Annotated in this window: 17 protein-coding genes, 2 pseudogenes and 1 riboswitch; of the genes and pseudogenes, 8 read left to right on the top strand and 11 right to left on the bottom strand. The window is 60.7% G+C overall.

The genetic code is table 11. The annotated features are described in order from the left end of the window. Positions 1-56 precede the first annotated feature (56 nt). The 6 genes from ACK83U_RS19590 to ACK83U_RS19615 all read right to left on the bottom strand — a co-directional run bounded on the left by ACK83U_RS19590 (position 57) and on the right by ACK83U_RS19615 (position 5,705). A complete protein-coding gene (locus tag ACK83U_RS19590; RefSeq protein ID WP_112609661.1) occupies positions 57-554 on the bottom strand; it encodes an RES family NAD+ phosphorylase in 498 nt (165 codons plus the stop codon). A gap of 9 nt (positions 555-563) precedes the next feature. Next, entirely contained in the window at positions 564-914 is a 351-nt protein-coding gene (locus ACK83U_RS19595) for an antitoxin Xre/MbcA/ParS toxin-binding domain-containing protein (RefSeq protein ID WP_112609663.1), read from the bottom strand. Between the two features lie 500 nt (positions 915-1,414). Further along, entirely contained in the window at positions 1,415-2,386 is a 972-nt protein-coding gene (locus ACK83U_RS19600; RefSeq protein WP_112609667.1) for a sugar-binding transcriptional regulator, read from the bottom strand. Between the two features lie 21 nt (positions 2,387-2,407). Further along, positions 2,408-3,874 (bottom strand): FGGY-family carbohydrate kinase, encoded by a 1,467-nt coding sequence (locus tag ACK83U_RS19605; RefSeq protein WP_112609669.1) that lies wholly within the window; start codon positions 3,872-3,874, stop codon positions 2,408-2,410. A 65-nt stretch (positions 3,875-3,939) separates the two neighbouring features. Then, a complete protein-coding gene (locus ACK83U_RS19610) occupies positions 3,940-4,896 on the bottom strand; it encodes a transketolase family protein (RefSeq protein ID WP_112609671.1) in 957 nt (318 codons plus the stop codon). Further along, the gene (locus tag ACK83U_RS19615; protein ID WP_112609673.1) at positions 4,896-5,705 is read right to left on the bottom strand and encodes a transketolase; all 810 of its coding nucleotides are present in this window, start codon (positions 5,703-5,705) and stop codon (positions 4,896-4,898) included. The genes ACK83U_RS19610 and ACK83U_RS19615 overlap by 1 nt, the downstream gene beginning before the upstream one ends. Before the next feature lie 214 nt (positions 5,706-5,919). On the opposite strand from ACK83U_RS19615, the gene ACK83U_RS19620 reads away from it, so the two are divergent. From ACK83U_RS19620 to ACK83U_RS19655, 8 genes and pseudogenes are all read left to right on the top strand, one after another. After that, positions 5,920-6,903, top strand: coding sequence for an ABC transporter permease (locus ACK83U_RS19620; RefSeq protein WP_112609675.1), 984 nt, complete (start codon positions 5,920-5,922; stop codon positions 6,901-6,903). Positions 6,904-7,014: 111 nt separating this feature from the next. Then, the gene (locus ACK83U_RS19625; RefSeq protein ID WP_112413065.1) at positions 7,015-7,944 is read left to right on the top strand and encodes a sugar ABC transporter substrate-binding protein; all 930 of its coding nucleotides are present in this window, start codon (positions 7,015-7,017) and stop codon (positions 7,942-7,944) included. A gap of 28 nt (positions 7,945-7,972) precedes the next feature. Further along, entirely contained in the window at positions 7,973-9,451 is a 1,479-nt protein-coding gene (locus tag ACK83U_RS19630; RefSeq protein WP_112609677.1) for an ATP-binding cassette domain-containing protein, read from the top strand. Between the two features lie 21 nt (positions 9,452-9,472). Beyond that, positions 9,473-10,261: an SDR family oxidoreductase gene (locus ACK83U_RS19635; RefSeq protein ID WP_112413063.1), complete on the top strand. Its 789-nt coding sequence runs from the start codon at positions 9,473-9,475 to the stop codon at positions 10,259-10,261. A gap of 4 nt (positions 10,262-10,265) precedes the next feature. Beyond that, positions 10,266-11,003 carry a triose-phosphate isomerase gene (gene tpiA, locus ACK83U_RS19640; protein ID WP_112609683.1) on the top strand — a complete coding sequence of 246 codons (738 nt, stop codon included), beginning with the start codon at positions 10,266-10,268 and terminating at the stop codon, positions 11,001-11,003. Positions 11,004-11,062: 59 nt separating this feature from the next. Next, positions 11,063-11,845 carry a glucose 1-dehydrogenase gene (locus ACK83U_RS19645; RefSeq protein WP_112609685.1) on the top strand — a complete coding sequence of 261 codons (783 nt, stop codon included), beginning with the start codon at positions 11,063-11,065 and terminating at the stop codon, positions 11,843-11,845. Between the two features lie 101 nt (positions 11,846-11,946). After that, positions 11,947-12,088: riboswitch (FMN riboswitch) on the top strand. A 109-nt stretch (positions 12,089-12,197) separates the two neighbouring features. Next, entirely contained in the window at positions 12,198-12,830 is a 633-nt protein-coding gene (gene ribB / locus ACK83U_RS19650; RefSeq protein WP_112609687.1) for a 3,4-dihydroxy-2-butanone-4-phosphate synthase, read from the top strand. Between the two features lie 105 nt (positions 12,831-12,935). Further along, positions 12,936-13,279: pseudogene (locus ACK83U_RS19655) on the top strand (MFS transporter); the annotation flags it as partial. A gap of 84 nt (positions 13,280-13,363) precedes the next feature. Here the strand turns inward: ACK83U_RS19655 and ACK83U_RS19660 are convergent. The 5 genes and pseudogenes from ACK83U_RS19660 to ACK83U_RS19680 all read right to left on the bottom strand — a co-directional run bounded on the left by ACK83U_RS19660 (position 13,364) and on the right by ACK83U_RS19680 (position 20,556). Next, positions 13,364-14,551, bottom strand: coding sequence for a galactarate dehydratase (locus tag ACK83U_RS19660; protein WP_112609689.1), 1,188 nt, complete (start codon positions 14,549-14,551; stop codon positions 13,364-13,366). 126 nt (positions 14,552-14,677) lie between these two features. Next, complete coding sequence (locus tag ACK83U_RS19665) at positions 14,678-16,399, bottom strand: ABC transporter ATP-binding protein (protein WP_112609691.1); 1,722 nt, start codon at positions 16,397-16,399, stop codon at positions 14,678-14,680. A gap of 7 nt (positions 16,400-16,406) precedes the next feature. Then, positions 16,407-17,528 carry an ABC transporter permease gene (locus tag ACK83U_RS19670; protein ID WP_112609693.1) on the bottom strand — a complete coding sequence of 374 codons (1,122 nt, stop codon included), beginning with the start codon at positions 17,526-17,528 and terminating at the stop codon, positions 16,407-16,409. Between the two features lie 9 nt (positions 17,529-17,537). Further along, positions 17,538-18,524, bottom strand: coding sequence for an ABC transporter permease (locus tag ACK83U_RS19675; RefSeq protein WP_112609697.1), 987 nt, complete (start codon positions 18,522-18,524; stop codon positions 17,538-17,540). Between the two features lie 86 nt (positions 18,525-18,610). Next, positions 18,611-20,556, bottom strand: a pseudogene (locus ACK83U_RS19680) (ABC transporter substrate-binding protein). Positions 20,557-20,614: the final 58 nt, after the last annotated feature.

A 20,614-nucleotide genomic window follows, 5' to 3' on the forward strand; every position in this document is an offset into this window, starting at 1 on the left:
GCGTGGTCATCCGCGGCAAGTTTTTCCGCGGCGAGATAGATGATGTGCTGCGCAGATTATCGTGACAGTCGGTGTTTGTCGTCGATCAGGATTAGGCGGCTAGGCGGTGTGCTGCCCCACGTCCAGAGGACGAGATTGAAATCGTCGTTCGTTGCAGCGGATGCGAAGCTCTTCACGAGCAGCCCGCAACAGCCGTCGGCAGCAAGCTGGCGCGCGAAGGCTTGTGTTTTCGCCTCACCCGAAACCTTCATCTGGTCACGCCATGTTGGATCGGCGAGTGCCTTCGCATCCATGCCCCGCGTCCGAAGGGCCGCGTCGTCCCGGCAGTCGAACACATGTTCGATATTGGCATCATAGGAAACCAGCGTCGTCGGTTGCAGATTTCCGACCTGATTCGCTTCCTTCAGCGCCGTCATGATAGTCAGCGCCGTATAGAGGGCCGGCACGCCTTTCGGGTTGAAGCGGCCGCCATAGAGTTCCGCGCCGCGTCCCGACAAAGGCTCGCGGGCGTAGATCGGGTTGAGCGCCCGATAGAGCTTTCCTTGATACTGCATCGGCGGGGGTTATGCGTGAATGCCGGCGTCGACCGCGTCGATATAGTCGAGCACCTCGTCGGCGCGACCGTTGCGGACCAGTTGCATCGCCGTCTGACCGGAGAAACCAGACAGCGGCTCGGAGCGATACCAAGCGTAGGCCATCAGCGCCGAGCCGAAGCGCGGTTCGACCTTATTGACGATCTCAATCATCTCCCGCAGGCGCCGCTGCGTTCTGTCGGAGCGAATACGATCCTTACGTTGGATCGCGTCTTTTCCAAGTCCGGCAGTGCGCGCGATCTCTTCGCTGGTCGTGCGAAATGCATCCGCGATCTTGCGTGGTGCGAACAGCCCATCGTCTGCATATTGGGCGATGCCCATGATCCGCCTCCATCTTCATGGTGCCATTAATATAGACGCTATATAGCGTCAATAATGACGGCATTCAATGCCTTTCGGAAAAAATGAGGGAGGACGGGAAACTCCTCTCGCAGATCGGTGGAATTGTCACTGAATCACCGCCGCGACAATCCTTGGCCGTCAAATGGCGCGCGAGCAATGTCCGCCTCATCTTGGTTAACCTCGCCGTCGATCTGATCCTCGGTACGCACATCGGCACGCAGCCGGGTGTGCCTCGACTGATGCCGCCGACTGGCCTGGTCACAGCTCCGGCGAAATCCCTCTAACCAGGGGAAGCTATATCTTGCTATTCTGGGATGTCGGTCTGCTTCCGGCCCCTATGTCGGTCATTACATGCCGGAAGGGCTAATGTCCGCTACTGGGGAATTTCAGACGGTTCGCTTTCGTAACAACCCGGTCGCCGGTTCTAATCCGCTCAAGGCGGCTAATCTAATCAGCGGCAGGACGGACGTCCGCGGACACTATGGGTGGGATTGGTCAGCCTGGCCGATTAGCCTCTGTGCCGTGAATTTGTCTGTCACCAGCGTGTCGATCACGCCCACTCGCAACGCGCCGGCGATTGCCGCGCTCTTCTTCGCGCCCCCGGCCAATGCAATAACGCGGTCGACGCCGTGGAGGTCTTCGAGCGGAAGGCCGATGACCCGGTCGTCGAGCGGGGTTTTCACAGATTTTCCGTCTTTGTCGAAAAAGCGAAGCGAGATGTCGCCAACGGCGCCGGCCTCGGCGAGATCGGCTAGCTCGCGTGACGAGAAGATGTTTCCGGATCGGCTGAGCAGCTCCGATGGTTCGACTGCGCCAATACCGACGATCGCCAGCGTAATGCTGCCAAACAGGTCCATCGTCTCGCGAACGAAGGGATCGGCTTGCATGAGGAGCTTCGCCTCGCGCGAGGAGGTCACGCCTTGCACAGGAAGAAGTTTGGGCTCGGCGCCCGTTAGGCGGGCCAAACGCGTCGTCAACTGCGTCGCGTGCGTCTGGACGGAAGGGTCGCCCATCCCGCCGAGCGTCTGCACGACGTATTTTGCCCGAGCGCTCTTCTGCGGATGGATGTTTTCGACCATCTTGAAGATCGTCTGGCTCCAGCTCGAGACGCCGATGATCTCTCCAGGGGACAGCGTCAATTCGAGCAGATGGGCTGCCGCCTCGCCGATGCGCGCCATGATCGCGCCATCGCGATCTTCCGTACATTCGACGACGATTGCTTCCGGAAGGCCGTATTTTTCGCGTAGCCCGCTCTCGAGTTCGCTATAAGTCCCGACCGGAGGGATGACGCTCGTGCGCACGATGTCTTCGGCCTCTGCCCGTTTCAGCATTCGTGAGACGGTCGCTTGCGACAGTCTCAGATGCTGGGCGATTTCCGCCTGTCGTCGCCCTTCGATGTGATACATCTGGGCCACTCTCGAAATCAGGCGGAGTTCGTTGAGGCGGGACATGGGCAATTCCGGCTTGAATGTTTATTCACACTTAGCCGGTGTCGGGCGCGCCGTCGAGCGCGCGAGCGCATCATTCCACGTATTCAATAAACCGGCACGGTCCCGAGCCTCAGGAGTGATTGCCCGAACGGCCCGGGGAAGGGACGCGATTGTGTCGAGATCCTTCCACAGACCCAACGAGAGCCCGGCAAGATAAGCGGCACCAAGCGCCGATGCCTCCGGCGCTTCGCACTGGATGACGGCATGCTCGATAAGGTTTGAGACGCTTTGCATCAGGAAGCGGTTCTGGCTTGGCCCGCCGTCGACGTAGAGCGCGCCGAGCTCGCCTCCGCTTTGGGCGCGCATCGCGGCGATCACGTCATGCACTTGGCAGGCGATCGAGTCCGTCACGGCGCGCGCCATCTGCGCTTTCGTCGTGGAAAAGTTGATCTGCGAAAAAAGAGCCCGCGCCTCCGAATTCCAATAGGGTGCTCCGAGGCCGACGAAAGCCGGGACGAAGCCTGGGCCGCCCGGTTCTGCGGTTGCGGCGAGTTCGACCAATGCCGCAACGTCGGCGAGCCCGAGGATCTCCGCCATCCACGGCAGGCTGGCGGCGGAAACGAGGATATTGCCTTCGAAAGCGAAGGTTGGCGTTCCGCCGATCCGCCAGGCAACGGTCGTCGTGATGCCGTTGCGCGGTGCGATAAATGCGGGCAGCGTCTTCATGACGGAAGACCCGGTACCGAAGGTCACCTTTCCGTCGCCCGGTTTAAAGGCGCCGTGGCCGAAAAGCGCCGCATGACTATCACCGATAGCGGCGCGGATCGGCGTGCCATCGGCAATGCCGGGCAGCCCTTGCGTGGATCCGAAATCGGCTGAACTGTCGAGCACCTCGGGTAGGAGCCCGACATCGATGCCGAAGATCTCGCCGAGTTCCTCGCTCCATTTCTGATGTTTGAGGTCAAACAACTGGCTACGCGCGGCGTTGGACGCATCGCAGACATGCCGGCTGCCACCGCTCAGGCAATGAATGAGCCAGCTGTCGATGGTCCCAAGCCTAAGCCGCCGGCCGGCTGGAGCACGGTCGAGAAGCCAGCGAAACTTCGCGCCAGGAAACATCGGATCGAGCGGCAAGCCGGTCAGCGCTTCCACACGCGATAGATGGCCCTCGCCTATCAGGCGTTCGCAATCGCTAGCGGTTCGCCGGCACTGCCAGCTGAGCACCGGGCCGAGCGCATCGCCGGTTTCGGCGTCCCAGACGGTGACGGATTCGCGTTGATTGGAGATAGCGACCGCCTCGACGGTGACTTCGCCGGCCTTCGTCAGGCAGGCCTCGATCGCTTCGCAGACGGAAGCGAAAATTCTGCGTGGATCTTGCTCCACCCAGCCCGGCTGCGGATAGGAAATTCCAACCGCGGCCGAGCCTCTGGCAAGGATCTCTCCAGTTTCGGAAACCAATACGGCCTTGGAATTGGTGGTACCCTGGTCGATTGCCAGAATTGCCCGCATCGTCGTCTCCTCACATATAGGGCCGGGGCGGATGCGCGCGCCGGCTTATATAATCTGCTACTAGATTATTTGCGCTTGAGCAGCGCGCCTGCGGCATCGGCAATTGCTATAGGCGCCATGCCGAATTCGTCGAGGAGGAATTCGGCCGAGCCCGTCGGGGCGTAGATACCGGGAACGCCGAGGCGCTTCATCGGCACGGGTGCATTGTCGACGACGACTTCGGCTACGGCCGAGCCGAGACCGCCGAAGATCGAATGCTCTTCGGCCGTCACGATTGCGCCCGTCTCGTTGGCTGCAGCTATGATTGCCGCCTCGTCGATCGGGCGGACAGTTGCCATGTTCAGGACACGAGCCTGGATTCCGCGCTCGGCCAGGATCTCGGCGGCCTTCATCATCCGGTGAGTCAGCGTGCCGTTGGCAATCAGCGTGACATCGGAGCCTTCGCGCAGCAGGTTCGCCTTGCCGACTTCGAACTTGTGACCTTCGGGCAGCAGATCCGGAACGCCGACCCGTGACAGGCGCAGGAAACAGGGACCGTTGTAGCTTGCGGCCCATTCGACGGCGGTGGCCGTCTCGATGCGATCGCAGGGGGCGATCACCGGAAGGTTCGGCAGCACGCGGGTCCAGGCGAAATCCTCGATTGAATGATGGGTCGGCCCGAGTTCGCCGTAAGCCAAGCCCGAGGAGATGCCGACGAGCTTGACGTTGGCATTGGAGTAGGAAATGTCGGCCTTGATCTGTTCCAGCGAGCGGCCGGTCAGAAATGGCGAGGCACCGCAGACATAGGGCAGCCGCCCGCCGTTTGCGAGGCCGGCGCTAACGCCGACCATGTTCTGCTCCGCGATGCCGACGTTGACGAGGCGTTCGGGAAACTTGGACTTGAAACCTCCAAGCTTGGAGGAGCCGACGGAGTCGTTGCAGACGGCGACGATCGTTTCGTTTTCGGCCGCCAGGCGTTCAAGCGTCGCGGCGAAGGCATCGCGGCAGTCGTGAAGCTTCGGTGTGTTTAAGGGCGCGTTCATCAAATTGCCTCCGACAGTTCTGCCAATGCGATTTCATATTGTTCCTTGCTCGGAACCTTGTGGTGCCAGTCGACTGTGTCCTGCATGAACGAGATGCCGTGCCCCTTGTTCGTGTGGGCGACGATGCAATGCGGGCGCGATCCGCGGCGCTCGAGCGCGGGAACGACTTCAGCCATAGAGTTGCCATCAATCTCGGTGACGTCCCAGCCGAAAGCCTCGAGCTTTGGGCGTAGAGGGGCGATATCGTTCGTGTCGGAGAGGGACGCGCCCTGCTGGAAACGATTGTGATCGACGACAAGCGTGAGATTGTCGAGGCCGAACTGGGCGGCCGCCATGATCGCTTCCCAGTTCGAACCTTCCTGCATCTCGCCGTCGCCGGTGATGACATAGGTGTGGTAGCGCGCACCTGATAGCTTTGCGGCTTTGGCCATCCCGACAGCGACAGGCAGCCCGTGTCCGAGCGGCCCCGTATTGGTCTCAACGCCGGGAACCTTGTTGCAGTTGGGGTGGCCGTTCAGCCGCGAATGCGGCTTGAGGAAAGACGAGATTTCCTCTTCCGGGATGAAGCCGCGCTTTGCCAGCACGACATAGAGCGCGCAGGCCGTATGACCCTTGGAAAGGACGAAGCGATCGCGATCGGGGTTCTTCGGATTATCCGGCCAAACCCGCAGCACTCGAAAATAGAGTGCTGCCAGAAGATCGATCACCGACATTTCTCCGCCGATATGACCGGCGCCGGCTTCGTAGACGGCCTGTAGGTCGCGCACACGGATCTGTCGAGCAACGCGCTCAAGGTCGGTAATCTCCATGATATTCCCTCATAGTGCATAATTATTCAGATCATGATATTTTTGCACAGCGATCGGTTTAGTCAAGCCCCATTGCGGCGTTTCAATAATTGATGCGGCTGGAGAACGGTAGTTGACAGGCTTTCGTCAAGTTGTTACGAATTTTCCACCATGCTTGAATATTTATTCTTATATGAACAAATATCAAGGTAACGTCGCAATTGCAGGAGGAACGATGGTGGCGGTAGATATCCAAGACCGGGCTCATTCGTCTGGGACATGGCGCAGCAAGCTCACTGGAGCCACGGGGCCGCTTGTCGGCCTTTTTCTTCTTTGCCTGTTCCTGACATTCACCACCGACGCATTCCTGTCGCTGCGCAATGGCTTGAACATTCTCGACCAGATCACCGTGCTCGGCATCATGGCCGTCGGCATGACCTTCGTGATCTTGATCGGCGGGATCGACCTGTCGGTCGGGTCGGTTCTTGCGCTTTCGATGATGGTGATGGGCTGGACGGCCAATACTGCCGGCCTGCCGCTCGGCGCCGGTATCGCACTCGGATTGCTGGCCTCGGCGACCAGCGGGCTCATCGTCGGTCTGGTCATCACGCTCTTCCGGGTGCCCGCCTTTATCGCGACACTTGCGATGATGTCGGCGGCGCGCGGTGTTGCCAACATGATCACCGACGGGCAGCAGATCGTCGGCTTTCCAGACTGGTTCATGATGCTGGCGATCGACCGCCATTTCGGTGTGTTGACGGCAACTGTTTTTCTGATGCTCGCCGTTGCGCTCATCGCCTGGCTGTTTCTACATTTCCGGTCGGAAGGCCGCATGCTTTATGCCGTGGGCGGCAATCCCGAGGTTGCGCGCCTTGCCGGCATAAACGTGCAGATCGTCACGATTCTCGTCTATGTACTGAGCGCGATTCTCGCGGGCCTCGCCGGCATCGTCCTTGCGGCTCGCCTCGACTCCGCGCAGCCGTCCAGCGGTTTCGGCTATGAACTGGACACGATCGCTGCTGTGGTCATTGGCGGGACGTCGCTCTCGGGCGGCACCGGCGGCATTGGCGGCACGCTGATTGGCGTTCTCATCATCGGTGTCCTTCGCAACGGCCTGAACCTGCTCAACGTCTCCCCATTCCTGCAACAGGTCGTCATCGGCATCGTCATCGTTCTGGCGGTCGGCGCAGAGACAATTCGCAGACGTCGGGCTGCTTGAGATTTCGGCCCGGGAGCCGTGCGGGCCAAGCATATTCCTCTCCGAAAGGTTGGAGCGGACTACGACCCGATGGGGAGGTACCCAGGGGTTCATCAAAATGGAGGAAAGAAAATGAAACTTGCGCGTATTCTTTTGACCTCGGCCGCCGTTCTGGCCGTCTCGCTCGGCTCGGTTCAGGCCAAGGAAGCTAAGAAGATCGGTCTCGCCGTCGCCAACCTGCAGGCAAACTTCTTCAATCAGATCAAGCAGGCCGTTGAGGCCGAAGCCAAGGCGCGCGGCATTCAGGTTGTAACGGTCGATGCGAAGGGCGATGGCCCGACCCAGATCAACCAGGTACAGGACCTTCTGACGCAGAAGATCGACGCCCTCATCTACATTCCGGCAGGTGCGGCAGCCGCAACCGTCCCGGTGAAGCTCGCCAAGCAGGCAGGCATCCCGGTTGTCAACGTGGACCGCAACGCTGACGGCGCGCCGGGCGACACCTTCCTTGCAACGGACTCGGTTGCATCCGCGAAGGCCGTTTGCGACTACATCCTCAAGGAAGCTGGCGGCAAGGGCAAGATGGTCATCATCCATGGCCAGAAGGGCACGACGCCCGAGCTCGACCGCTCAAAGGGATGCGCGGATTCGCTGAAGGCCAATCCGGACGTGAAGGTCGTCGCCGAACAGTATTCCAACAACTGGTTCCAGGACGAGGGCTTCCAGATCATGCAGAACATGCTGCAGGCCAATCCGGACATCTCCATCGTCTTCGCACAGGCCGACGCTCTGGCGCTCGGCGCCGCCCAGGCAATCAAGGTCGGCAATCCCTCCCAGAAAATCGTCGTCGGCGGGTTTGACGGCGACACCGCGGCGCTCGAAGCGCTGAGCAAGGGCGTGTTCGACGTGACGGCTACGCAGCAGACGCAGAAGATGGGCCGCGATGCGGTCGCAAATGCCGTTAAGCTCGTTGCCGGCGAAAAGGTGCCGCCGGTACAGCTTCTCGACGCGACCCTGACGACCAAGGAAAACGTGGCTGGCTTTATCGCCAACCACCCGTGATCAGTCGATATCCAGAGGAGGTAGTGTCGTGACCGAGCCGGTTCTTTCCCTCAGGGGCATATCCAAGCGCTACGGAGTGCTTCAGGTTCTCAAAAACGTGGACCTGGACGTATATCCCGGCGAAGTGGTTGCGCTTCTCGGAGAAAACGGCGCCGGTAAATCGACGCTATCGGGCATCATTGCTGGATCGCGGACACCCTCCGAGGGCACGATGACCTGGCTGGGGCAGCCCTATGCCCCGGCCACCCCACGCGAGGCGATCGACAAGGGTTTGGTGCTGATCCACCAGGAACTCCAGCTTCTGCCGCATCTTTCGATCGCCGAGAACGTCTTCATCGGCCGCTGGCCGATGAAGAATGGCGTGGTCGATCGCAAGGAGATGGTTCGCCGTGCTCAGGAACAGCTCGCCCGGCTCAACCTGCACATTCCGGCGACGCGCAAGGTCGCGGGCCTGTCGACCGCCAACCAGCAGCTCATCGAGATCGCCAAGGCTCTCGCGCTAAACGCGAAGCTGCTGATCCTCGATGAGCCGACAGCGGCCCTTGGCGGGGCCGAGACGGAAGCTCTCTTTGAGCAGGTGCGCAAGCTTCGCGCCGAGGGCGTCGGCATCATCTACATTTCGCACCGCATGGAAGAGATCAAGAAGATCACCGACCGTATCGTTGTTTTGCGTGACGGCGAGCGGGTTCACGAATTTGCCGACAGCTCGACGCAGGTGCGTACAATCGTCGAAAGCATGGTTGGGCGCTCTCTCGATCGCTTATTCCCAACACTTCCAGTACCGACCGACCGGCCGGTGCTTCAGGTTTCCGGCCTATCGTCGCCGGAAAAATCCTTCCGTGATGTCAGCTTCGACGTTCATGCGGGTGAGATCCTTGGCATCGCCGGTCTCGTCGGCGCCGGACGCACCGAGCTCGTGCGGGCGATATCAGGTGCCGATCCCGTCAGTTCCGGCACGATCAGGCTGGAGGGCGAAGCCCTGAAGCTGCGCAGTCCTGCAGACGCGATTGCCCGCGGCATCGTCATGGTCCCCGAAGACCGCAAGCAACAAGGCCTCGTCGTTTCGCACAGGATCGGCGAAAACATTATCTACGCCAATCTCGACAAGCTGGGCGGGCGGTGGATTACTTCCGCAGTCAAGCGTGCCTTCGCCGATAAAGCGGTCGCCAAGTTTGGCGTCAAGGGTCGCGCCGAGCAGTTTGCCTCGGATCTGTCCGGCGGCAACCAGCAGAAGGTCGTCATCGCCAAGTGGCTGATGCGCGATCCTAAGGTTGTCGTACTGGATGAGCCGACGCGCGGCATCGATGTCGGCGCTCGCGCCGGTATCTACGACATCATCGTCAACCTCGCTAAACAGGGCGTTGCGGTCATCGTCGTCAGCTCGGACCTCGAGGAGATCCTCGGCGTTTCGAACCGCATCCTCGTTTTGGCGCAGGGCAAACAGGCGGGCATTTTGAACCGGGACGAGGCCAACGACGTCTCCGTCATGGAACTGGCGACAATCTAAACAAGACAGAAAGGAAGAGCGGTGTCGGACGTCACTCTCAATGCACCGAAACTATTCGATCTCAGCGGCCAGGTGGCTATCGTTACCGGCGCCGGCAGCGGTATCGGCCAACGTATCGCCATCGGCCTTGCGCAATGCGGCGCCGACGTCGCACTTCTCGATCGTCGCAGCGATGACGGCTTAGCGACAACCGCAGGCCACATCAGAGCTGCCGGCCGTCGCTCGATCGAAATTGCCGCTGACGTCACGAACAAGGGATCGCTCGCCAATGCGGTGGCCCGAACCGAAGCTGAGCTCGGACCTCTTTCGCTGGCTGTGAACGCGGCGGGCATCGCCAACGCAAACCCGGCCGAGGAAATGGAAGAAGACCAATATCAGGCGTTGATGGACGTCAACCTGAAAGGCATCTTCCTGTCTTGCCAGGCAGAAGCGCGCGCCATGCTGAAGAATGGCCGCGGCTCGATCGTCAACATCGCCTCCATGTCCGGCGTCATCGTCAACCGGGGGCTCAGCCAGGCGCATTACAATGCGTCCAAGGCAGGTGTGATCCACCTGTCGAAGTCGTTTGCCATGGAGTGGGTCGACCGCGGCATCCGCGTCAACACCATATCGCCCGGCTATACGGCAACGCCGATGAATACGCGGCCTGAAATGATTCATCAGACGAAGCTCTTCGAAGAGCAGACTCCGATGCAGCGCATGGCATCCGTCAATGAAATGGTCGGTCCGGCAGTCTTCTTGTTGTCCGAGGCCGCAAGCTTCGTGACGGGCGTCGACCTGCTCGTCGACGGCGGCTTCTGCTGCTGGTGATGCCATGCGAAAGCTGATTGCGGGCAATTGGAAAATGAACGGTCTCGTTTCCTCCCTGGCAGAGATCGAGGCGCTGAAGGGGCTAACGGGTAGTGCGGCCTGCGATATCGTCGTCTGCCCGCCCTTTACGCTGATTGACCGCGCTGTTCGGCAGGCCGTTGGCTCGCCCCTTTCGGTCGGAGCGCAGGATTGCCACGCGCAGGCGAACGGAGCCTTCACTGGCGATGTTTCTGCCGAAATGCTCGCCGACAGCGGCGCGCGCTACATTATCCTCGGGCATTCCGAGCGTCGTGTCTCTCACGGCGAGGATGACGAGATTGTGCTTGCAAAGGTAAGAGCCGCCCATCGCGCTGGTCTGACGACCATCGTCTGCATCGGCGAGACGCGCCACGAGCGCGACGAAGGGCGGGCAATCGAAGTGGTAAACGAGCAATTGGCGGGGTCCGTCCCGGGTGAAACCGACAGCCGCAACCTCGTCATCGCCTACGAACCCGTCTGGGCGATCGGGACCGGTCTGGTGCCGACGCATGAACAGATCGAAGAGGTCCATGCCACCATTCGCAAGGGGCTCGAGCAGCGTTTCGGACACGATGGCGGTGCCGTTAGGATCCTCTATGGCGGCTCCGTCAAAGGCGTCAATGCTGCGGCGATTTTCGGATTGCGCAATGTGGATGGCGCTCTGGTCGGCGGCGCCTCGTTGAATGCGTCGGACTTCGCCGAGATTGTTCTGGCAGCCACGTGAATTTGAGCGGGCACTCCGGTTGAGGAGCGCGTACAGCCGCATCCTGGAAGGAAAAGAGAATGCAACGCTTCGAAAACAAGACGGTGGTCATAACCGGCGCAAGCCGTGGCATCGGTGCCGCGATTGCCAAACGCTTTGCCTGCGAGGGCGCGAACCTCGTTGTCTCTGCCAACGAAGACAGCGTTCATGCAGTTGCCGAGCAGATCAAGGCAGACGGCGGCAAGGCGATCCCCTTCGTCGGCGACGTTACCGACAAGTCAAGCGTCATCGCGCTCTATGACGCAGCGGAACAGGCCTTTGGCACAGTAGACGTTTCCATCCAGAACGCCGGTGTCATCACCATCGCCAAGATCGAGGACATGACCGAAGGGGAGTGGGACAAGGTAATGGCCGTCAACACGAAGGGCGTATTTCTCTGCGCCCAGGAAGCGATCGCCCGGATGCGCAAGCATGGTCGCGGTGGCCGCATCATCAATACAGCGTCCGGGCAGGCTCGCGCCGGCTTCATCTATACGCCGCACTATGCCGCATCAAAAATGGGCGTCGTCGGCATCACCCAGAGCCTCGCCAAGGAAGTTGCCACGCAGAAAATCACTGTCAACGCTTTCTGCCCAGGCATCATCGAAACCGACATGTGGGCCTATAACGACCAGGCTTGGGGCAAGCTGCTCGGCAACTACGGCCCCGGCGAACTGATGAAAGAATGGGTCGAAGGCATTCCGATGAAGCGCGCAGGCTCCGGCGAAGACGTGGCCGGCCTCGTGACCTTCCTTGCGAGCGACGATGCTGCCTATATTACCGGCCAGACCATTAACGTCGACGGCGGACTGATCATGTCGTAATTCACTATTCCAGAACGGTGTGTTCGATCGCATCGCAAGGTTCGGAAGTTGGAAGGTGGCGTGGCCCTCTTGCAAAGATGAGGTCCGGTCCCTTATGTTAGATTTGTTCTCAGGGCGGGGTGCAATTCCCCACCGGCGGTATCGGGGAAACCCGGAGCCCGCGAGCGCTTCCGCGAACGGAAGGTCAGCAGATCCGGTGAGAGGCCGGGGCCGACGGTATAGTCCGGATGGAAGAGAGCATGCAGCGGGCGTCGCGGGTTGCGACGTTCCTACGCCTGTTCGCCCAAGGGATATTTGTGGCCGTCATTGGTCATGCGGCCGCTAAAGCGGTTAACCCTTGAAAGGCATTGAAATGGCAATTTCCCGAATTGAAGATGCGATCGCCGCGATCGGCCGTGGTGAAATCGTGGTTGTGGTCGATGACCGCGACAGAGAAAATGAAGGGGATCTGCTCGTCGCATCGGAATTGATCACGCCGGAGGCCATCGCGTTCATGATGAACCATGCGCGCGGTCTGATCTGCGTGCCGATGGAAGGCGAGCGGCTGGACGAACTCGACATTCCCTTGATGGTGCCTAACAACACCGAGATGCTGAAGACCGCTTTCACCGTTTCGGTCGACTATATCCCTGAGACGACAACGGGCATCTCGGCGGCTGACCGCGCTGCGACCGTCCGCGCCTTGGTGACGAAGGGTGCGCGTCCTGAGGACTTCGCCCGACCCGGCCATATCTTCCCGTTGCGCGCTCATCCCGAAGGTGTACTCGGAAGGCCGGGGCACACTGAGGCTGCTGTCGATCTTGCCCGGCTTGCTGGCCTTTCCGCGTCCGGAGTCATCTGCGAGGTCGCTAAAGACGATGGTACCATGGCGCGCCTTCCCGACCTTGAAGTGTTCGCCGAGCGGCATGGCCTCCATCTTATCACCATTGAGGATCTGATCGCTTACCGTGATCGCGATGCAGAGACGAAGATCAGGGCAGCGTAAAGTCTCAAACAGTCGCCGGCGGTGGCAACGCAGCGCTACTGCAATCCGGTGCGCTCTGCCTCTTATGCGCTTAAGCGCAGTGCTAATAATGTGATCGCTCGACACAGTGCACGGATAGCAACGCATCCGTGCATCTTCCCCTCCATCGCGGCAGCCGGCATTTTCGCGGGCCAGCCGGTGTTCTGGAGCTTGCCGTCGCGCTTCCTGCAGGGAAAGGGGCTGCCGCGGGTCTTGCTGCTATCAATTCGGTCGGCAATCTCGGCGGCTTCATCGTCTAGAATGTCGTGCCCTGGATCAAGGATGCGACGGGCAGCACGATCGCATCGATGTTCTTCCTGGCTGCCTGCCTTGTGATCGCGGTGCTGCTGGTTCTTGTGATCGGGCGCATAGTGCCGCGCATACCGCGTCCGGAAGATCTCGGCAATTCAGGCGCAGCACGCGTGAAATGATTGCGCTCATACTTTTAAAGGCATCGACCAAAGAGGGGCGCCCCAATGGCCGCCCCGATTTTTCAGGTGACGCTGATGTCAAGCTCACGCAAAGGCATACGAACCATCCGGACGCTTCGGCACGCGCCGCTGCCAATGAATATAGCCTTCCTCTTCCATGGCCTTCTCATCCATGTCGACGCCCCAGCCGGGCCGGTCCGGCCTCAGCTCGAGATAGCCGTCCTTCGGCAGATAGGGATCGACGACATAGCGGGTCTCCCCTTGCCGCTGCTCGACCTCGTTGCCGCCATAGACATAGGCTTGGCCTTTCGGCAGCCGGTATTCGAGGATCTTGAAGTTCTGCGCGGCGGCGGAGAAGTGCACATTGACGGCGGTCGCGAGCGGCCCCATCGGGTTGTGTGGAGCGACGCCGACGAAATGCGCTTCGGCGATCGTCGCGATGCGCCGCATCTCGCTGATGCCGCCGACCACGCAGATATCCGGCTGGATGAGGTCGGCGCCCTTGACCTGCAGCAGACGCAGGAACTCGTTGCGGTTATAGAGGGACTCGCCGGTCGCGAGCACACAATTGAGGCCCTGTTTCAGTTCGCCCCACATCTCGATGTTTTCCGGACGCAGCGGCTCCTCGTAGAAGAGCGGGTCATAGGGCGCCAGCGCATTGCCAAGCTGGCGGGCGGCGATCGGCTCGAAGATCTTGGCATGGGCGTCGAAGGCGATCTCATAATCGTCGCGCACGGTCTCGCGCAGCGAGCGAAAATAGTCAGCCGATGCCTTCACGACATTGCCCCAGCGATGGGCGTGCATGTCGATGCGCCAAGGGCTGAGCTTGAAGGCGGTAAAACCCCATTCGGCGTTCAGTCGATCGAGCTCGTCGCGGGCCGCCGGCGCGTCCGGCGCGGTGTAAACGCCGGCATAGACCTTGATGCGATCGCGCACCGCACCGCCGAGCAGCTTGTAGACCGGGACATTGAGAGCCTTTGCCGAGAGATCCCAAAGGCAATGGTCGAGCGCGGAGATCGCCGAAAGGCCAAGCGCGCCCGGCGGGAAGCGGCTCTGCTGGATCAAGAGGTTGATGAGATAGTCGATGCGGCTCGGATCCTGGCCGCCGATGAAGCCATAGAGATAGTCGAGGATCGGCGGCAGCGCCAAATCCGGGCCGTGATTGTAGCACTCGCCCCAGCCGGTCAATCCGTCGTCGGTGTCCAGCGCCACGATGACGCGCGGGCGATCCTTGTCGCGGGTCATGAATACCCGCATGCGGTCGATCTTCATCTTACTTCCTTCTATCGGTGGTTATAAATGCGGCATGGGAGGTGCCGCAGGTGGGGAGATCCTTGCCGTGCTGCGGCGAAATCCGAGCGCGGCAAATAAGCGTTCCGGCCTGGTTGAATAAGGCCATCACGCAGCGCTTCCGTTCTTCACGGTTTCCGGCTCGACATAGCGAAAGCGTCGCGAGCGATCGCGATCGCGAGGGTCGGGGCGCGGGATCGCCGAAATCAGTGCTTGCGTATAGGCGTGGTCGGGTGAATTGCAGACCTTGTCGGCGTCGCCAACCTCGACCAGGCGCCCCTTGTACATGACGCCGACACGGTCGCACATGTAGCGGATGACGCCGATATCATGGCTGATGAAGATATAGGCGAGGCCAAGCTCGTCCTGCAGGCGCATCAGAAGATCGAGCACCTGTGAGCGCACGGAGACATCGAGAGCCGATGTCGCCTCGTCAGCGACGATCACGCGCGGATTAAGCGTGATGGCGCGGGCAATGCCGATGCGCTGGCGCTGGCCGCCGGAGAAGGCATGAGGATAGCGCTCGCGCGCCCTTGGATCGAGCCCGACCTGCTCCATCAGATGGCAGACGCGCTCGTCGAGCGCGCGGCCCTTGGCAATGCCGTTGACGAGCAATGGCTCGCCGATGATCTGCGAGACGGTCATGCGCGGATTGAGCGAGCCGAACGGGTCCTGAAACACCATGCGCAATTCGCGGCGTGCTGCCGCAAGGGACGGCCCCTTTGCGCTTGCCAAGTCGGTGATATCGCCATCGGCGCGGCGATAGAGGATTTCGCCTGCACTCGGATCGATAAGGCGCATGATCGAGCGACCCATTGTCGTTTTGCCGGACCCGCTCTCGCCGACGATGCCGAGCGTCTCGCGCGGCAAGAGCGAGATCGAGACATCATCGAGGGCGCGGACCTCGCCGAAGGCCATCGAGACATTGCGCAATTCGAGGATCGGCGCCGCGCCTTTATCGAGCGGCGGTCGCGCCAGACGGATTTCCGCCTTCCTTTCGAGCTTCAGCACGGAACCGATCAACATGCGAGTATAGTCGTCTTTCGGAGCATGGAAGATCTGCTCGACCGGACCATGTTCCTTGACCACGCCATTGTGCATGACGAGCACGTCGTCGGCGATCTGTGCGACCACACCCATGTCGTGGGTGATGAACAGCACCGCCATGCCGGTGGCCTTCTGCAGCCGGGCAATGAGATCGAGGATTTCGGCTTGTGTCGTCACGTCGAGCGCCGTTGTCGGTTCGTCGGCGATCAGCAGCTGCGGCTTGCAGGCGAGCGCCATGGCGATCATGGCGCGCTGGCGCATGCCGCCCGAATATTGAAAGGCGTAGCGGTCTATGGCTTTTTCCGGAAAGGGGATTTCCACCTGCTTTAGAAGCGAGATCGCCTCGGCGCGTGCTTCCGCCTTGCTCATGCGCGTGTGAAGACGCAGCGCCTCCATGATCTGGTCGCCGACCGTGTGGACCGGCGAGAGCGAGGCCATCGGCTCCTGGAAGATCATGGCGATATCGCGCCCGCGGATGGATCTGATCTGCCGCCCGCGCGGATTGAGCTTGGCGAGATCGACCGAACTGCCGCCGGTGCCGTTGAGAATGATCGAGCCGCCGGTGATGCTGCCGGGGGCGTCGACGATCTGCAGGATAGAGCGCGCGGTGACCGATTTGCCGGATCCGCTCTCCCCGACGACGCAGAGTGTCTTTCCCGGCTCGATGGCGAAGGAGAGATTGTCGACCGCGCGAAAGGTGCCGGTTCGCAACGGGAAGTCGACGGTGAGATTCTTGACCTGCAGCAGCGGGCGAGCGGTGTTCATGGAAACGATATCGGTCATTCCCGCCTCATTTGTTGTAGGGATCGGCCGCGTCGCGCAGGCCGTCGCCGAGAAGGTTCAACGCCATGACGGCGATGACGACGGCGACACCCGGCAGGAAGAGCCACGGTGCCGTTGCGATCGAGCGGATGTTTTGCGCCTCGCGCAGCAGCACCCCCCAGGAGATGGTCGGCGGCTGGAGGCCGAGCCCGAGGAAGGAAAGCGACGTCTCGGCCAGAATCATCGCCGGCACGGCAAGCGTGATGGAAGCGATGATGTGGCTGGCAAAACTCGGCAGCATGTGGCGGAAGATGATGCGCCCCTCGCTGGCGCCATCGAGCCTTGCGGCGGCGACGAATTCTTCCGTCCGCAGCGATAGGAAGCGGCCGCGTACGACGCGGGCAAGCTGAGCCCAGCCGGTCAAGGACAGGATGATCGTGATCATCATATATTGCAGTGCCGCCGGCCAGCCTTGCGGCAGCGCTGCCGCCATGGCGAGCCAGATGGGGATGGTGGGCAGCGACAGTACGAAATCGATCAGGCGCTGGATGAAAAAGTCGAGCTTTCCACCGTAATAGCCCGAAACCCCACCAAGAACGATACCGAGCAGAAGCGAAAAGAAGACGCCGACGAGGCCGATCGACAGCGAAATCTGTGAGCCCTGAACGGTGCGGCTGAAGACGTCGCGCCCGAGTCGGTCTGCGCCGAACAGAAGAAGAGGCGTCGACTTGTCGGAAGATGCCAAGAGATGGATGTTGCTCGTGAAGAGCCCGAGCACGGAATACTCATAGCCTCTCCCGAACAGGCTGATGGAGACGGGCTTCGTCGTATCCTCCTTGAAGATCGGTGCAAGTGTCTCCGGATCGCGGGTTAGCTTCAGCGGATAATAGTGAAGCCCGAGGGAAAAGCAGTTATCCGTGTCAAATAAATGCACCCTTTGCGGCGGGTGGAAGGTTGCGCGCGCGTTTTGCTGATTGGGATCGTTTATGGCAAAGAAGCCTGGCACGATCGCGACGATATACATCATCACGGTGACGACAAGCGCAACCATGGCAAGCTTGTGGCGGCGGAAGGCCCACCAGATCAGCTGCCATTGCGAGGCGACGGCGGCGCGGTCGGGGCGCAGGGTTGTGACGGCGATATCGGCCATGGGCTGCTCCTATTCCAACCGGATGCGGGGATCGACGAGGGCAAGCAGAATGTCGCTGATGAGTGACCCGATCAGCGTGAGCGCGCAGATCAGCAGCACGAAAGCGCCGGCGAGATACATGTCCTGTGCCATCAGCGCCTGCAGCAGCAAGGGCGCCGCCGTTGGCAGGTTGAGGACGATCGCCACGACGACCGACCCGGAAATGAGATTGGGCAGCAGCCAGGCGATGGTGGAAATAAACGGATTGAGGGCAATGCGCAGCGGATATTTGACCAGCAGCCGGAACTCGGAGAGGCCTTTTGCCCGTGCCGTCGTCACATAGGGTTTGGGCAGCTCGTCCAGCATATTGGCGCGCATGACGCGGATGAGGCTTGCGGTCGATGAAACTGCAAGGATGACGACCGGCAGCCACAAATGCGACAGGAGATCCACCGTCTTGGCGATACTCCAGGGTGCCGTCTCGAACTGAGAGGAAAACAGGCCGCCGACATCCTGGCCGAACTCGACCGCGGCGACATACATCAGCACCAGCGCGAGCAGGAAGGAGGGAATGGCAAGTCCGAGAAAGGTGAAGGCGGTAAAGAGATAATCGCCGATCGAGTATTTCTTGACGGCGGAATAGACGCCGATCGGCAGCGCGATCGCCCAGGTGGCAATCAGCGCCGCAAGCGCCAGAATGAGCGTCAGCGCCATGCGCTCCCAGATAAGGCCGGAGACCGGCTGTTGCCATTCAAATGAGATACCGAAATCGCCGCGCGAAAGAATGCCCCACATCCATTTCAGATATTGGATGAGCATCGGCTGATCGAGGCCGAAGCGCTCGCGTAGCTGCGCGGCCGTGTTCTGATCGACCACCTCATTCGAAGAGGCGAGCGTGGCGATATACGTCGTCACATAGTCGCCGGGAGGCAGCTGGATCAGCACGAAGGCCAGGAAGCTGACGGCAAAAAGGGATGGGATCATCCATAAAAGGCGTTTACCGATGAAGACCAGCATGGCTGTTTCTCGCAGTGAGCGCTGCCGCGGGCAGCTCCGCATGATGGAAAGCGCCGCCCATGCAAGGCGGCGCCGGATCGGTGTGATCAGCTGGTAAAGAAGAATTGCTGCGGCATGGCCGGTCCCGGATTGGGCCACGACCAGCTGTCCGGCTGCTTTTCGGGAACATTGCGCAGATTGTTGCGGATGATGCCGAAGCCGCCGACGGCGAGGCAAAGGCCAACGGTTTCAAATTCTTCGGCGGCGATATCAAAAATCTGCTTCATGACCGCGCCGCGCTTGTCGAGATCGGCCGTCGAGCGCGCCTCATCGAAAAGTTTCATACGCTTCTTTTGGCTTTCCGGTGGTTCCTCGCCCTGCTTGCCGTTCGAGGTGTACCAGACCGACCATGGGATTGCGTAGCGCGAGCCTTGCGGGTGGAAAGCGAAGAAGTCGCGCGGGTCGAGCATCGGATCGAGGCCACCGGGGCCTGGCCAGACCTGGGCATCATGGGCGTTGTCGTCGCCGCGCGTATAGTAAAGCGCCCGCTCGATCGTGTTGACTTTCATGTCGACGCCGATCTGTGCCCAATGTGCCTTCACCAGCTCGAGAGCATCGACCAGATCGGGATAGAGGGTCGGAATGACATCGACGGTGAAGAACATCTTCTGACCATCCGGCCGGAGCCGGAAGCCGTTCGCATCCTTCTTGCCATAACCGGCCTGGTCCAGCATCGCGCCGGCCTTGTCCGGATCATAGTCGGTGAACTGGCGGGCATATTTCTCGTTGTACCAGGGATGCTCCGGACGCGGCCCGGCCTGGTAGGGTTGGCTCTGGCCGAAGTAGACGATGTCGATGATCTCCTGCCGGTTGATACCGAGCGAGAGCGCCTGCCGGATCGACTTGTCGGCAAACATCTTGCGCATGGCCGGATCTTTATGGGTGATGTTGAAGTAGATCTGGCATTGCTGCGAGGTGGAAGGAATAAGAGTTAGAAGGCGATAGTCGCCCTTCTTCATGTTCTGCGAAAGCGTCGGCTTGTTGGCGAGTACGCTGATATGGCGCTCTTGAATATCGATCTTGCCGGAGATGACATTCAGCATCAGCGATTCCACATCCTGCGAGATGCCGAAATTGATCTCGTCGACATAGGGAAGCTGGTTCCTGATGTATCGACCTGCCAGAAGTATGGGTTGCGCGTCATGACGACGCGGGTTGCACCGCCGGTATAGGGTTCCTTGACGACCCAGGGATCGAGCGTCGGTTTGTCGGGATTGCCCCACCGCGAGGGGATTTCGATGTCGCCGCAGCGGGCGCGGAAGAGTTCGGGCCAATTGCTGACGCCGGCCTTCTTCGCATCCTCGGCGACGTTCGGATTGTATTTAGGCAGGAACTGGCTGCAATAGTGCTTCGGAAACAGCGTCGGGTGCTGGCCGAGCGGGGTTGCGAGATTTTCCAGATAAAGCGCGTTTGGAGCGGCAAAGGTGAATTTCACCGTATAGTCGTCGATCTTCGTGACACTGACGGCCTTGCCGGCGACGGACAGTTGCGCCGGCGCCGCGCTATAGAGATCGGTATTCTTGACACAGTCTTCGATAGCGAAAACGACGTCGTCGGCCGTAAAGGGATGGCCGTCGGACCAGCGAGCGCCTTGAATGAGATAGAAGGTGAATTGCGAAGCGTCGGCATTGACGTCCCAGCGTTCGGCGAGGTTCGGCAGGACCTGAGTAAACTCGAGGTTCCAGCGCACCAGGCTCTGATTGCCCACCATGCGCAGAATGCCATTATGGTCGGACGAGCCGCGCAGGCCACGCCGTAACGTGCCGCCATAGGTTCCGACCTTCTCGTAAGGGGTGACGACCATTGGCTTTTTCGGCAAGCGGTCGGCCAGCGGCGGCAGCTTGCCTTCTTTGACGAGCACAGCCAGGGCGGGCGCCTCGCCACCTGCATCGGCAGCGTTGACACGACCGGCCACAGACAGGGCTGCCATTCCCGCCATGCCGCCGAGGACGGCGCGCCTGCTCACGCCGCGGGGCAATATTTCATCGCGCATCGAATCCCTCCCGTTTTAATCTCGACCTGGCTCTGCCTCGGCCGATGCAACAGGCTCC

Source organism: Rhizobium sp. WW22, assembly GCF_047041135.1.
In the GTDB taxonomy this organism is placed as follows: Bacteria; Pseudomonadota; Alphaproteobacteria; order Rhizobiales; family Rhizobiaceae; genus Rhizobium.

What these genes read in the sequence shown, in the direction of transcription:
- ACK83U_RS19590 (WP_112609661.1), bottom strand. Translation starts at nt 554, where the DNA reads ATGCAGTATCAAGGAAAGCTCTATCGGGCGCTCAACCCGATCTACGCC.
- ACK83U_RS19595 (WP_112609663.1), bottom strand. Translation starts at nt 914, where the DNA reads ATGGGCATCGCCCAATATGCAGACGATGGGCTGTTCGCACCACGCAAG.
- ACK83U_RS19600 (WP_112609667.1), bottom strand. Translation starts at nt 2,386, where the DNA reads ATGTCCCGCCTCAACGAACTCCGCCTGATTTCGAGAGTGGCCCAGATG.
- ACK83U_RS19605 (WP_112609669.1), bottom strand. Translation starts at nt 3,874, where the DNA reads ATGCGGGCAATTCTGGCAATCGACCAGGGTACCACCAATTCCAAGGCC.
- ACK83U_RS19610 (WP_112609671.1), bottom strand. Translation starts at nt 4,896, where the DNA reads ATGAACGCGCCCTTAAACACACCGAAGCTTCACGACTGCCGCGATGCC.
- ACK83U_RS19615 (WP_112609673.1), bottom strand. Translation starts at nt 5,705, where the DNA reads ATGGAGATTACCGACCTTGAGCGCGTTGCTCGACAGATCCGTGTGCGC.
- ACK83U_RS19620 (WP_112609675.1), top strand. Translation starts at nt 5,920, where the DNA reads ATGGTGGCGGTAGATATCCAAGACCGGGCTCATTCGTCTGGGACATGG.
- ACK83U_RS19625 (WP_112413065.1), top strand. Translation starts at nt 7,015, where the DNA reads ATGAAACTTGCGCGTATTCTTTTGACCTCGGCCGCCGTTCTGGCCGTC.
- tpiA (WP_112609683.1), top strand. Translation starts at nt 10,266, where the DNA reads ATGCGAAAGCTGATTGCGGGCAATTGGAAAATGAACGGTCTCGTTTCC.
- ACK83U_RS19645 (WP_112609685.1), top strand. Translation starts at nt 11,063, where the DNA reads ATGCAACGCTTCGAAAACAAGACGGTGGTCATAACCGGCGCAAGCCGT.
- ribB (WP_112609687.1), top strand. Translation starts at nt 12,198, where the DNA reads ATGGCAATTTCCCGAATTGAAGATGCGATCGCCGCGATCGGCCGTGGT.
- ACK83U_RS19660 (WP_112609689.1), bottom strand. Translation starts at nt 14,551, where the DNA reads ATGAAGATCGACCGCATGCGGGTATTCATGACCCGCGACAAGGATCGC.
- ACK83U_RS19665 (WP_112609691.1), bottom strand. Translation starts at nt 16,399, where the DNA reads ATGACCGATATCGTTTCCATGAACACCGCTCGCCCGCTGCTGCAGGTC.
- ACK83U_RS19670 (WP_112609693.1), bottom strand. Translation starts at nt 17,528, where the DNA reads ATGGCCGATATCGCCGTCACAACCCTGCGCCCCGACCGCGCCGCCGTC.
- ACK83U_RS19675 (WP_112609697.1), bottom strand. Translation starts at nt 18,524, where the DNA reads ATGCTGGTCTTCATCGGTAAACGCCTTTTATGGATGATCCCATCCCTT.